The sequence below is a fragment of the Domibacillus sp. DTU_2020_1001157_1_SI_ALB_TIR_016 genome, assembly GCF_032341995.1.
Taxonomy (GTDB): Bacteria; Bacillota; Bacilli; order Bacillales; family Domibacillaceae; genus Domibacillus; species Domibacillus indicus_A.
Genome location: NZ_CP135438.1, coordinates 1,008,170 through 1,020,445 on the forward strand (window position 1 = coordinate 1,008,170; position 12,276 = coordinate 1,020,445).

Annotated in this window: 11 protein-coding genes; 6 read left to right on the forward strand and 5 right to left on the reverse strand. The window is 41.9% G+C overall.

Going from position 1 to position 12,276, the window contains the following annotated elements; all coding sequences use genetic code 11:
* Nucleotides 1-595: 595 nt before the first annotated feature.
* A complete protein-coding gene (locus tag RRU94_RS04725; RefSeq protein ID WP_410492969.1) occupies nucleotides 596-2,020 on the reverse strand; it encodes a DHA2 family efflux MFS transporter permease subunit in 1,425 nt (474 codons plus the stop codon).
* 287 nt (nucleotides 2,021-2,307) lie between these two features.
* Here RRU94_RS04725 and RRU94_RS04730 point away from each other — a divergent pair, with 287 nt between their 5' ends.
* Both RRU94_RS04730 and RRU94_RS04735 read left to right on the forward strand, forming a co-directional pair.
* The gene (locus RRU94_RS04730; RefSeq protein WP_315690687.1) at nucleotides 2,308-2,910 is read left to right on the forward strand and encodes a TetR/AcrR family transcriptional regulator; all 603 of its coding nucleotides are present in this window, start codon (nucleotides 2,308-2,310) and stop codon (nucleotides 2,908-2,910) included.
* A gap of 452 nt (nucleotides 2,911-3,362) precedes the next feature.
* Nucleotides 3,363-4,211, forward strand: coding sequence for an STAS domain-containing protein (locus RRU94_RS04735; protein WP_315690689.1), 849 nt, complete (start codon nucleotides 3,363-3,365; stop codon nucleotides 4,209-4,211).
* 375 nt (nucleotides 4,212-4,586) lie between these two features.
* Here the strand turns inward: RRU94_RS04735 and RRU94_RS04740 are convergent, their stop codons facing one another.
* From RRU94_RS04740 to RRU94_RS04750, 3 genes are read right to left on the reverse strand one after another with little or no spacing between them, the layout of a single operon-like run.
* Complete coding sequence (locus tag RRU94_RS04740; RefSeq protein ID WP_315690692.1) at nucleotides 4,587-5,771, reverse strand: acetyl-CoA C-acetyltransferase; 1,185 nt, start codon at nucleotides 5,769-5,771, stop codon at nucleotides 4,587-4,589.
* A 1-nt stretch (nucleotide 5,772) separates the two neighbouring features.
* Nucleotides 5,773-6,426 carry a CoA transferase subunit B gene (locus RRU94_RS04745; protein WP_315690694.1) on the reverse strand — a complete coding sequence of 218 codons (654 nt, stop codon included), beginning with the start codon at nucleotides 6,424-6,426 and terminating at the stop codon, nucleotides 5,773-5,775.
* 23 nt (nucleotides 6,427-6,449) lie between these two features.
* Nucleotides 6,450-7,151 (reverse strand): CoA transferase subunit A, encoded by a 702-nt coding sequence (locus tag RRU94_RS04750; protein ID WP_315690695.1) that lies wholly within the window; start codon nucleotides 7,149-7,151, stop codon nucleotides 6,450-6,452.
* Nucleotides 7,152-7,273: 122 nt separating this feature from the next.
* Here RRU94_RS04750 and RRU94_RS04755 point away from each other — a divergent pair, with 122 nt between their 5' ends.
* The 3 genes from RRU94_RS04755 to RRU94_RS04765 all read left to right on the forward strand — a co-directional run bounded on the left by RRU94_RS04755 (nucleotide 7,274) and on the right by RRU94_RS04765 (nucleotide 9,134).
* Complete coding sequence (locus RRU94_RS04755; RefSeq protein WP_315690696.1) at nucleotides 7,274-8,155, forward strand: LysR family transcriptional regulator; 882 nt, start codon at nucleotides 7,274-7,276, stop codon at nucleotides 8,153-8,155.
* A 211-nt stretch (nucleotides 8,156-8,366) separates the two neighbouring features.
* The gene (locus tag RRU94_RS04760) at nucleotides 8,367-8,663 is read left to right on the forward strand and encodes a hypothetical protein (protein WP_315690697.1); all 297 of its coding nucleotides are present in this window, start codon (nucleotides 8,367-8,369) and stop codon (nucleotides 8,661-8,663) included.
* Between the two features lie 183 nt (nucleotides 8,664-8,846).
* Nucleotides 8,847-9,134: a hypothetical protein gene (locus RRU94_RS04765; RefSeq protein ID WP_315690698.1), complete on the forward strand. Its 288-nt coding sequence runs from the start codon at nucleotides 8,847-8,849 to the stop codon at nucleotides 9,132-9,134.
* A 625-nt stretch (nucleotides 9,135-9,759) separates the two neighbouring features.
* Here RRU94_RS04765 and RRU94_RS04770 read toward each other — a convergent pair.
* Nucleotides 9,760-10,911: an RNA-guided endonuclease InsQ/TnpB family protein gene (locus RRU94_RS04770; protein WP_315690699.1), complete on the reverse strand. Its 1,152-nt coding sequence runs from the start codon at nucleotides 10,909-10,911 to the stop codon at nucleotides 9,760-9,762.
* A 322-nt stretch (nucleotides 10,912-11,233) separates the two neighbouring features.
* Here RRU94_RS04770 and RRU94_RS04775 point away from each other — a divergent pair, with 322 nt between their 5' ends.
* A complete protein-coding gene (locus RRU94_RS04775) occupies nucleotides 11,234-12,127 on the forward strand; it encodes an RNA polymerase sigma factor (protein WP_315690700.1) in 894 nt (297 codons plus the stop codon).
* Nucleotides 12,128-12,276 lie beyond the last annotated feature (149 nt).

Genomic DNA, 12,276 nt, shown 5'->3' on the forward strand with positions numbered 1-12,276 from the left:
AAAATCCGCTTTCCTCCTTTTGTAAAAGTATTGGTGTAAATGTAAGACGCTATTATATGTCCATTTATTTCTTAAGTATATGTCGTTGAAAAAATAAAAATACTTACTTTTTAGGACAAATTGCGTACTGCTGGTTATTATTTCTGAAGAAAAGGTCGTGAACACTGCAAACATTACAATAAGTGACATGATTATGGCGGAATCTATAGTACTAATTCCTATAGTATTTATCGTTCATAATGACTAAATCTTTAATAGTAAACTATATGGTAATTGGGGAAATGCCAATAATAGTGTAAAGGGAATCGGCTAGGCGTCGGAGCTATCCGCCATTTTTAAGTGCCTTTATCCTTTTTCATCAACAGTTTCGGTATCCGATTATTATCTATTTGGCTACAAAAAAATGAGACAATGTGCAAAAAATCATAAAGAGGGAACAGCAGGTTGTTCACCAGCAGATCCATTAAATAAGAACAAGTCAAAAAGCAGTGATGTTGATATCACTGCTTTTTGACTTGTTTAGTTGTAACATAGCAGAAGATTATTCAAGTTCATCCTAAGCCTTCTTTACATTTGTTTTGTGTCTTACGCTTTTTTAATTAGCAGCTTTATTCAGGTTAGTGCTGGAAATCTCTTCGGAGCTTTGTTCTGTACGTTTGATAAAAAAGGACAAAACCAATGCGATAACCGCTATTCCGATAATGACCACATAAGCGTCGTTAATCCCCTGAATAGTGGCTTCTAACATCATTTGTTGTTGGGTTGCTCCGTTTCCGCCCGTAGACATCATGTCCGTTAGATGTGTTTTAGTGCGGTCTGTCATCACCGTTACAAGAAGGGAGGTGCCGACTGCACCTGCTACCTGCCTGATGGTATTGGAGATTGCGGTACCATGAGCACTCAAGCTTGCAGGCAGTTGATTTAAGCCAGCTGTTTGAATTGGCATCAGCATCAGTGCCATTCCAATACGACGGCCTGTAGACATAAGAATCAAGTATGTGTAGCTGGTTGAGTCTGTTAAATCAATAAAGCCAATCGTGGTAATGATGGTAATGATCAAACCGATAATAGAGAGCCATTTTGCTCCATACCGGTCAAACAGCCTGCCGGTAACAGGCATTAAGAAGCCCATCACAAGCGCACCAGGAAGAAGCAATAAACCAGACTCTAAAGCTGTGTAGCCGCGTGCACTCTGCAAGTACAATGGGAGCAGCATCATATCTGCATACATCACCATTGTAATCGCAATGTTGATGACGGTTGTCAGGGAGAACATATTGTATTTGAAGGCACGAAGATCCAGCAACGGACTCTGAGACGTTAACTGTCTCCATGTAAAAAGTCCAAGTGTAACGACCCCTACGGCAATAGAGAAGAGTACCTCACTGCTGGACCAGCCTTCGCTGCCAGCCCGGCTGAAGCCGTATAATAGCGTGCCAAACCCTATTGTTGAGAGGATGACACTGATCGTATCAATTTTCGTTATCACTTGTTCTGAAATGTTCTTTAAATAAACAAAGCCGCAGATAATGACCAAAAGGGCAAACGGAATCATGCCGTAGAACATAACTTCCCATTTGAAGTTTTCCAGGATATATCCAGCCGTAGTAGGGCCGATGGCTGGCGCAAAAATGATCGCAAAGCCCACCATGCCCATCGCTGCACCTCTTTTATTGGGAGGAAAAAGCGTAAAAATAACGTTCATAAGCAGCGGCATAATAATACCTGCACCTGCTGCCTGGATCATACGCCCGGTTAAAAGAACCGGGAAGCTTGTAGCTACAGCGGATACGATCGTACCTGCCAGAAAGATCAGCATCGATGCTTGAAAAAGCTGGCGGGTAGTAAATCTTTGCATAAGATACGCGGTGATGGGAATGAGCACACCATTCACTAACATATAGCCAGTTGTCAGCCATTGTGCCGTAGCAGCTGAAATATGAAAATCAACCATTAATTCCGGGGTGGCAACGCTCATGATGGTTTGATTCAATGTGGCTAGAAATGCTCCCAAAATCATGATAAACAGGATAGGTCCTTTTTTAACAGAACGACTATCTGTACCTATGTCTTTATTCAACCTGCAAACTTCCTTTCTTTTCTCACTAGATTTAATTTACAATGTGTAAGATAATGAACAATGTATAAAATAAGTTACAGTAGGGCGGTATATTTTACAATTTACAATATATCGAAAGGTGTAAAGTAATTTACATTTAATCAATTTGTGTTGTTTAGTTGGGGAATATAATACATTTTCTAATTAATTGTATATTTTCATTTTAAGGAGAAAGGAAAAGGAAACCGATGGATCATACGAAAGATCATACAGACCCTCGAATTCTTCGTACGCGGCTGTTAATTAAAGAGGCTTTTGTGGATTTGCTGCAGGAAATGGATATCGAGAAAATGTCTGTCAGCCGTATAGCGGAGCGTGCTACGATTAGCCGCGTTACGTTTTATCTGCATTATCGTGATATACCGGATATGTTAGAGAAGATGGCGGATGCTATGATTGAAGACATTCAAAATGTCATAAACGGTCAGCCAGTGAATGAGGACTCTCCCAAAAATACGGATTGGCTGAGACTCGAGAAGTTGCTTGAACATATTGCTCAACATTCTAGCTTTTATAAGGTTACTTTGGCGTCAAGGAAGGCTCCAATCTTTACTGAGCGCTTGTTAACAATGCTCACGGAAATTATTACTGAAAGATTCGAACATAAAGGAAGGAATTCTTTCATTGATAAAGCAGGAATTCAAAAAGATATTGCAATTTGGCATAGATCTTCAGCTTTGATCGGTACGATCGTATCCTGGCTGCGAAACGATATGCCGTACACACCGCATTTTCTCGCAAAGCAGTTTTACTTGCTGACTTCTTATAATCAAGATAAAAATCCTTTATGAGTGATCAGTAAGTTTCCTGGCATCTGCCGGCGAGAAGAAAAAAGATCTTTTTAAATAATGATTGCTTTAGTTGCATGAAAACAAGGCAAAGGGCCAAAACTAAACCGTATTCCAATTGTTGCAATTCGCAACTGGACGTGCAGTTTAAAAAATGGTCCTCTTTTTTTAATAACGATTAATACTATCGTTTAGCAGAGCCTGCATAACAAAGCAAAGTTCCTCAGCAGTTCATTCATACAGGTAAATTGTACTGACGGCGGTTTAGTAGTTGATCGTCGATACTGTTGAATTTCAATATTGACTTAGAAAAAAACTTATTAAAAGATATGGTTTGTTTTCTTGTTAAACTAAACAGAACCGAATGGATTAATAAAGCTTTTCCTATTAATTGATTTCCTGTAATATGTTTTTGAATAAACTGAAAATAGATGCATGCTTCGGGGGATATAAAAATGGAAAATGAATTAAAGATTCTTGGGGAAACAATAGTAGAAGCAAAATACGATATTGCTAAAAAGGTCCATGAAATTAGATTATCTGAAGCTGCTGAGGCACAAAAACACCTCATTTCTCAGCTGGACGAACAACAAGCGATAGAGATTAGAGCCAATTTTGTGTCTCTTTTTGGGGAAGCTCTTATACTAGGTGTAGATAAAGAAAAAGCATATGCGGATATAGAAAAATGGGGGAAAGAAACAGGGCGATTTATTCACAGTTTAGGCGTGCCATTAGATGAGGCGCTTAAAGATACAGCTTATTATCGTGCTTTTATAAGCGAAGTCATAGAAGAAGCTGCAGTAAAACATAACATGTCAGTGAGAACAGTGTTTGCATCTGCCCGGGTAATTGACCCGCTCCTTGACCATGCTGTTTATTGCTTTAGTTTGACCTATATCCATTTTTACAAGGAAAGCCTTGAAAATGCGAAAACGGCATTTATAGAGTTATCAGTTCCGGTTGTTCCTCTTTCAAAAGGTATAGCCGTTTTGCCTTTGATTGGCAATATAGATACAGAAAGAGCTGGACTGTTGATGGAAGAAACATTAAAAGCAGCCAAGAGGCTAAACTTAACGCATTTGATACTTGATTTATCTGGCGTACTAATGGTTGATACAATGGTGGCAGACCAAATTTTCAAAGTAATCGATGCATTAAAACTGCTTGGTGTTCAGACGATTCTTACAGGAATTCGACCTGAAATTGCACAAACAGTCGTAAGTCTTGGTTTAGATTTCAGCAAACAAGTAACATGGGCAAATCTCCAGCAAGCTTTGGCTGATATCCATCTTTTCCATAAATAATTTGCGTACCAGATAATAAAATTGCTGACTGGCAAAGAATTAAAACACCCTTTCTTCCATTAGTATACAAGTATACTCGTATACACATATACAAAAATTGGAGTGGTTTGAATTTTCGCTTAGCTACAGCTGATTGGAAAAGAAAAGTTCAGCCAAGAAAGAATACAATCGATTTTGCTTGATACCGATTGATCACCGTTTAATGAAATAAATAAGAACCCCAGTTATATTGTTTTAAGTATCAATGGATGCAGGGAAAACGGGAAAAGCTCATGATGATCTTGTCATCATGAGCTTTTCTCTTGTTTCATTATTGGTCAATAGTGGACCGGAATCGTCACTGTTTCTACAAGGATCCAGGTAATACCCTATATCTTAGACAGCCACTTCAATCATAATCGCATCACCCTGGCCGCTTCCCGAACAGATGGCTGCGATGCCAATCCCGCCGCCGCGACGTTTCAGTTCATATGCCAGAGTCAAAATAATCCGGGCTCCGCTCGCACCAATTGGATGCCCGAATGCAACGGCGCCGCCATTTACGTTTACCTTTTCGGGATTCACTCCAGCTATTTTATTGCTCGCGAGCGCTACAGCAGCAAATGCTTCATTGATTTCAAAAAGGTCAATATCTTCGACTGATTTGCCTGTTTTCTTTAATAGTTCATTAATCACCAGGCCGGGTGTCTGTGGAAATCTTTCAGCTTCAACCGCTACTTCTGCATGGGCAATGATCGTGGCCAAAACGTTTTTCCCTTCTTTTTCAGCACGTTTCTCACTCATTAAAACGAGTGCAGCTGCTCCATCGTTCACGCCCGGGGCATTTCCTGCGGTAATCGTGCCGTCTTTGCCAAAGGCAGGCCGCAGCTTGGCCAGAACGTCTTTTGTCGTGTCATGACGCGGCGCCTCGTCTGTATCAATAATGACAGGATTTCCTTTTCGCTGGGGAACCTCAACTGCAACAATTTCTTCGGCGATAGTTCCATTTGCGATCGCAGCTACCGCCCGCTCATGGCTGCGTACGGCCCATGCATCCTGGTCTTCGCGGGATAACTCCAACTGGTCAGCTGTTGTGTTTCCATATGTGCCCATGTGGACCCCGGTAAAGCTGCAAGAAAGACCGTCGTGAATCATTAAGTCGACCATAGGCGTATCGCCCATACGTGCACCAAACCGTGCTTTGAAAACGGCATAAGGCGCATTCGACATAGATTCCATGCCTCCAGCGAGGATAATTTCTTCCTCACCCAGGCGGATAATTTGGTCCCCAAGCGTTACACTGCGAAGACCTGAAGCACACACTTTATTGATCGTTTCCGTTTTCACATCCCAGGGAATTCCTGCTTCGCGTGCAGCCTGGCGAGAAGGGATCTGTCCTTGTCCAGCTTGTAAAACGTTACCGAAAATAACTTCATCGACGTCTTCCGGTTTTACGCCGGCTCGTCTCAAAGCTTCTTTCATCGCAATGCCGCCAAGTTCTGTCGCTTTCAAGGAAGAAAGAGAACCGCCGAATTTACCTATAGGTGTCCGCGCACCGTCAATGATCACTGTTTTTGTCATCTTATTGCACCTCCGAAAGAGAAGAGGAAACCGTAAAGGATGCTTCTGTTTTCTCTTTTACCTCTTCTACTGTGATGCCGCTGGCTGTTTCCATAAGAACCATACCTTCAGGTGTAAAATCAAAAACGGCGAGGTCTGTAATAAGACGGTCTACCACTTTTTGGCCGGTAAGGGGGAGGGAGCATTCTCTCTTGATTTTTGATTCACCATGCTTATTCATATGCTCCATGATTACAACGACCCGTTTTGCACCGTTGACAAGATCCATGGCACCGCCCATTCCTTTCACCATTTTGCCTGGAATCATCCAGTTGGCCAGGTCACCATTTTGGGACACTTCCATTCCGCCGAGAATGGCAAGATCAATATGACCACCGCGGATCATGGCAAAGGATTCAGCACTGTCGAAAAAAGAGGAGCCTGGAACGGTCGTAATGGTTTCTTTTCCTGCATTAATCAAGTCCGCGTCTTCCTCGCCTGCAAGCGGGTAAGGGCCAATGCCAAGCAATCCGTTTTCTGACTGCAGCAGTACGTGAGTATTGTCCGGGATTTCGTTGGCAACCAGGGTCGGCATGCCAATGCCCAGGTTGACATTCATACCGTCTTTTATTTCCTGTACGGCTCTTTTTACAATAGCTGAACGTGTATCTTTCATTTTTATTCACTCCTTTTCTTCAGTTATGCGTGTATAACCGTCCGCCGCTCAATCCGTTTTTCGTAGCCTGTGCCAAGGAGGAGTCGCTGGACGTAAATGCCCGGCGTATGAATTTCATCAGGGTCCAGCTCACCGGCCTCCACAATTTCCTCCACTTCAGCGATGGTAATTTTCCCAGCCATCGCAGCCAGGGGATTGAAATTGCGGGACGTTTTCCGATAAACAAGGTTGCCCAGCGTATCTGCTTTCCAGGCTTTGACAAGCGCAAAGTCCCCGACAATACCGCGTTCCAGCAGATAAGTTTTTCCGTCAAATTCCTTCGTTTCTTTGCCATCGGCGACCGGTGTTCCAATGCCTGTGGCTGTATAAAATCCAGGAATGCCAGCTCCGCCTGCCCTCATCCGCTCCGCAAGTGTTCCCTGTGGTGTCAGCTCTACTTCCAATTCGCCGCTTAAATACTGCTGTTCAAAAATTTTATTTTCGCCTACATAAGAGGAAACCATTTTTTTAATCTGCCTGTTTGCCAAAAGGAGGCCCAGCCCCCAGTCATCTACACCGCAATTGTTGCTGACAACGGTTAAGTTCTTTGTGCCTTGTTCTTTTAAAGCCTGAATGGAGCACTCGGGAATACCGCATAGTCCGAAGCCGCCGACAATTAATGTGGAGCCGTCCTGAATATCTGAAACCGCTTTCTTGAAAGAAGTGAATAGCTTGCTGGACTTCATGGTTTTTGCCTCCTTTAATGTGAATATTCTGTTACTTAATAATGTACAGGAGGAACATTTATAAGTAAAATACATAAAAAGAATAAATAATATGAATATATCGAATAAATGAGGGGATATGAATGGAATTACATGATTTAAAATTATTTATGGAAGTAGCGGATCATCAGAGCTTTACCAAGGCAGCCGCCCATTCCTATCTTTCACAGCCTTCCTTCAGCAAAGCAGTCAAAAAAATAGAAGCAGAACTGAATATAGAGCTGTTTGACCGTTCTACCCGCCATGTGCGGCTCACTGATGCCGGCCGGATTGTGTATGAACAGGCACAAAAAGCAGCCGCTTCCTTAGCTGAAATCCCTGTGTTACTGGATGACTTAATGAACGTGATAACCGGTGAGATTAAAATTGGCATTCCGCCGCTTATTGGCACCTTGTTTTTTCCAGGTATTGCTCGAAGAATTCAGGAAAAGTATCCGAATGTATCGCTCCAGCTGACGGAACGCGGTGCAAAGCTGATTGGCCAGCTTGTTGAAACCGGGCAGGTGGACCTCGGCATTGTTGTACTGCCAGCTGACACGTCGGCGTTCCATGTGTACCCATTTATTACGGATGAGTTTGTCCTGTACGTACATAAAAATCATCCTCTGGCCGGACGGAACGCCGTTCGTATTAGTGAATTAAAAGATGAACAGTTTATTCTTTTTTCAGAAGAATTTACGCTGCATGACTATATTAAAAAGGTTTGTATCAATGCAGGGTTTACGCCGGAGGTTTCTTATCAGAGTTCACAGTGGGACTTAATCCTTGAGCTTGTTTCTTCCGAGTTTGGCATTACGCTGCTTCCGAAATCGATTTACCACAAGCAGAATAACCCCAACATTCATATTATTCCTTTAAGCGGACCCGCTGTGCCTTGGGATCTTGCAATGATTACGAAAAAAGGGGCATACGATTCCTTTGCCTTAAGAGAAGTATTAAAAATCCTGAAGAAGGACAGAAGTTAGTGAGTTTGATTAATATATCTATGTGCTGGAGATATAACATATTAACTGCTTTGTCTGTTGAATATTTTTAATGAAAAAGGGAATAAAGCCAACATAATTGTATTCTTTTAATAAAAGACCAGGCGGAGGAATTCATTTAAAACGAATTATGTAAGACAAGTAGACTCGGCCACTCATTTTCATTTATTACCTTTAGGAGGGGAAGAATAAAATGGCAGAAAGAACACCACTAGCTGCAGTTAAAGAATTTTATGGTGACAACTTTAAAATTACGGAACTTTGGAATTCGGGGGAGGATGAATCTAAGGAAGGGGACTACACCTATCTTCTAGTGGATCAAACTGAAGAAGTTCACCTTGTAACGGTTCTTAAATTATCGGATGATAACTATAAGCTCGAGAAAGAACAAACCAGAAAATACTCAAAGGCAGACGTTTTCGAATCAATGGTAGGACTGGTTAAAACGATAAGAAACGGACTTAATACATCAGAGAAATATGCAATCTAGAATTTTTCCAAACATAAATACCCCATCCATTAAAGTGGATGGGGTATTCGTATTGGGTTAATGAAAATAATTATTTTCGTAGCCACAATCCGTTTTTTGTGTCAAAAATCCTTAAGCAGCATAAAATGCCGATTAGAAAGCCAGGATGCAATACATTTCATGAAATGAAAAAGAAGGGGGGAAATGATTATAAAAACTAAAAAATGTTCGTGGCTGAGTTATACAGCATTCATTCTAGTTATATTATTAGCTGCTTTGTCAGTCGTATATGCTTTTGTTCCAGCACCCTTTGATCTGACATTGCCTTTTTATATAGGCATCTCAATAGTCATTATCTTAAGCTTGATCGCCTTGCGTAAAAAACATGAGAAGAAGATTCTCGCTGTTTGCAATCTCATTTTAGCTTTCCTTGTGCTTGGTTTAAAAGTTTTTTTCTCTTTAATAGATTATATTTCGTATTTTGTGTTGTAATGAATATAGCGGTTCAAAGAATATTGTAAGCGGTTTAAAATTAGTGAATACACAACCAAAAACAAGCCGTCATTTTAGAAAATTACAGGGAAATAGATTATAGAAGCAAGACGATGAACATGTATGCAAGGGTGTTGGAGCCGAGTCGCTTTTCTATTTCTACGCAGCTGCCTGCACTGCCATGAAGCTTTATCGCCAAAAAGGCCTTCCATATGAATCTGAACTCAGCGCTGAACCCCCTAGCCAAAATAAATAACACTAAACGAATAGAGCAGGGTTACCTTTTTATGAGGCTGCCCTGCTCTATTTTTTTATGAAGGAGAAATAGCTCGGTTTTGTTGCATTACTAAAATTTGTATCTTACAAAATGCTTGTTTGCAAATAAGATCTGTTACTAGCAGGAGTTTGGCTCTTACATAATGAAAGTACGCGTGAACCTCTTCAACTAATTGCTGCACAATTTGAGGGAGCATCTCTGTCAGAGAAATAAAAAACATGCTCTGACTTCATTGATTTTCCTGCTTCACCGATGTCTGCCCTGTTCTTCCGAACAGGGTCTTACATCATCTCCACAGGCGTTGTTTTATACTGTTCGGGCGGGACCTCGACCTACAGTGTAAAGGAATTATATTGCCGGAATGAGTCCTATCTGGGCCAGCCCGGCTTTTTCAATGTTCAAGGCGGCATTATGGTCACGGTCAAGTACAAGGCCGCAATCCGGACAGACATGCGTTCGAATGGAAAGAGATTTTTTCACTCTTTTTCCACAGTTCGAACAGTCCTGGGTGGTGAAATAAGGCTTCACTTTAACTAGCTGGCCGCCATTGCGCTCGCATTTATATGCCAGAAACTGGCGGAACATTCCCCACCCTGCATCATGAATTGACTTGGACACCTTCCGGTTTTTCACCAGATTACGGATGTTCAGATCTTCTACACAAATGACGCTGTAGGTACTTGCCAGGCGAAACGCTGTTTTATGCAGGAAATCCTTTCGCTGGTTCGCCACCTTGGCATGAAGCTTCTGCAGCCTGGCCACTTGCTTTTGCCAGTTTGAAGAGCCTTTTTTCTTTCTCGAAAGTTTCTTCTGGGCACGCTTGAGCTTTTTCTCTTCCTTGCGGAGAAAGCCCGGGTGTAGAATTTCTTCGCCGTTCGACAGAACGGCGAATTTCTTGATGCCGACATCAATACCGGCTGTTTTAGAGGCTTGATGGACAGCCTGCGGCGGGTCTGCCTGTCTTTCGACACAGAAAATAGCAAACCAGCGCCCATTCTGGTGCTTAATGATCACCTGTTTGACTTTGCCATCCAGTTTCCGATGGAGGCGGATATCTATTAAGCCCAGTTTAGAAATGAGGAGCTTTCCTCCTTTTCCGAAAGAAATGGCCCGCCTGACGGTATGAATTTTTCCTTTTTTATCTTTTTGTTTACCCATGCCAAACTGTGTGAATGTAATCGAATGGTAGTCTTTATGTTTTTTCACCTTAGGGTAACGGGCTTCTTTTTTGAAGCATTGATCAAACGCTTTTCCCAGCCTGTCCAGCGTTTCCTGAAGGGGCTGGGAAGGCACTTTTTTAAGATATGGATGGTGTTTTTTGGACAGGGTTAACAGGGCACTGAGGTCAGATTTAGTCAGGTTTTTCTTGTTTTTTTGGTAGGCTCTTTGTTTATCAAGAAGAGCCGAATTATACTGCTGGCGGCAGAGGTTGACCCATGAGTGAAGCGTGCTTTTTTGTTCTTCATTCGGAAAAATTTCGAAGCGGTAATTCAGCATCATCTCGATTCACCCCCAGTATTTAACAAATATAGTATACCAAAAAAAGAACGTATGTTCCAACTGCTAAGCAGCGAACACAAAAAAAGGCGGCCATTCATCTCCCACTAATTGCGGAGCAATTTGAAGGAGTCTTCTGGCCGGTAAATGCGATAAATAAGTTGAATGAAGGAACGCATGTGCTATAATAGAACTAACGTTTCTATTTTTATTTGTTGACTATCTATTTTAAATAACCGCATTAAAGGAAATACTCATAGATGTTAACGATGACACCTTTGCTTTTCATGTAAAGGTGTTACGTTTTTACGCGAGGTGATTAGTGATGGGTAAACCAAAGATCTGGACAGAAGAAGAGGATCAATTTTTAAAAGAAAATCTTTGCAAAATGACGCTTGAAACCATTGGACAGTGTTTAGGCGGACGCAGCAAAGAGTCTGTGAATAAGCGAGTCATGAGGTTAAAGCTTCGCACCGGGGAAACGCGCCAGCGAAAGCCGTGGTGTGCTGAAGAAGACTCATTTCTTATAAAAAATCTAAACAATATGAAGAACGTGGAAATTGCTGAGCAGCTTGGCAGGCCTGTAAACTCTGTTTCTACTCGTCTTAAAGTTCTGAAGCTGCAAAGAGAGAATCCGCTACGCAGATGGACGGCAGAGGAAGATGATTACATGATCGAGCGGTATGGGAAACAGCCCATTTCGTTTATTGCCAAAAAACTGAAAAGAACAACGGGAGCGGTGGAAGGAAGATTGAACCGCCTTGGTATTTACGGTGGCAGGTCTAATAATGGTGATCTCACAACGTATCATTTGGCTGAAGCGCTCAAAGTGGACATTCATACTGTTTACAATTGGATTCAGAAATATGGCATGCCTTGCTACCAGGCAACTGTTAAAACACGTGTGTTTACGATGATCGAAGTGAGGGAGTTTTGGAAATGGGCGGAAGAAAACAAAGAGCCGATCAACTGGTGCCGCGTTTCTAAAAATACCTTGGTTCCTGAGCCGGAATGGGTCCAGCAGCAAAGGCACTACGACTTCATTCATCGCCCCCAAAAAGAAAACCACAGCTGGACTGCTGAAGAAGACGCAAAGATTTGGCACATGTATTATTCGCAAAGGTATACACAAAAACAAATTGGAGAAATCATGGGCCGCTCTGCAAGAAGTATTCAGAGCCGTTTGGATCGATTGAGAAGGACGAAAAAAGCGAGCTAGTCGAAAGGAAGGCAGGTATAGACCTTGTGGCATATTTGGGACTTTTCATTTGATTAAGCCTCTTGAATATAAAAACTGAAAAGAAATTGCCTGGAAAGCTCTAAATTTTTAGAACAGGAATGAAATAAAGGTTTATACTGAGGGAGCAG

Coding starts and splice junctions, on each gene's coding strand:
- RRU94_RS04745 (WP_315690694.1), bottom strand. CDS start 6,426: ATGAAAGATACACGTTCAGCTATTGTAAAAAGAGCCGTACAGGAAATA.
- RRU94_RS04770 (WP_315690699.1), bottom strand. CDS start 10,911: ATGATGCTGAATTACCGCTTCGAAATTTTTCCGAATGAAGAACAAAAA.
- RRU94_RS04725 (WP_410492969.1), bottom strand. CDS start 2,020: ATGATTTTGGGAGCATTTCTAGCCACATTGAATCAAACCATCATGAGC.
- RRU94_RS04750 (WP_315690695.1), bottom strand. CDS start 7,151: ATGAAGTCCAGCAAGCTATTCACTTCTTTCAAGAAAGCGGTTTCAGAT.
- RRU94_RS04735 (WP_315690689.1), top strand. CDS start 3,363: ATGGAAAATGAATTAAAGATTCTTGGGGAAACAATAGTAGAAGCAAAA.
- RRU94_RS04755 (WP_315690696.1), top strand. CDS start 7,274: ATGGAATTACATGATTTAAAATTATTTATGGAAGTAGCGGATCATCAG.
- RRU94_RS04775 (WP_315690700.1), top strand. CDS start 11,234: ATGGGTAAACCAAAGATCTGGACAGAAGAAGAGGATCAATTTTTAAAA.
- RRU94_RS04730 (WP_315690687.1), top strand. CDS start 2,308: ATGGATCATACGAAAGATCATACAGACCCTCGAATTCTTCGTACGCGG.
- RRU94_RS04760 (WP_315690697.1), top strand. CDS start 8,367: ATGGCAGAAAGAACACCACTAGCTGCAGTTAAAGAATTTTATGGTGAC.
- RRU94_RS04765 (WP_315690698.1), top strand. CDS start 8,847: ATGATTATAAAAACTAAAAAATGTTCGTGGCTGAGTTATACAGCATTC.
- RRU94_RS04740 (WP_315690692.1), bottom strand. CDS start 5,771: ATGACAAAAACAGTGATCATTGACGGTGCGCGGACACCTATAGGTAAA.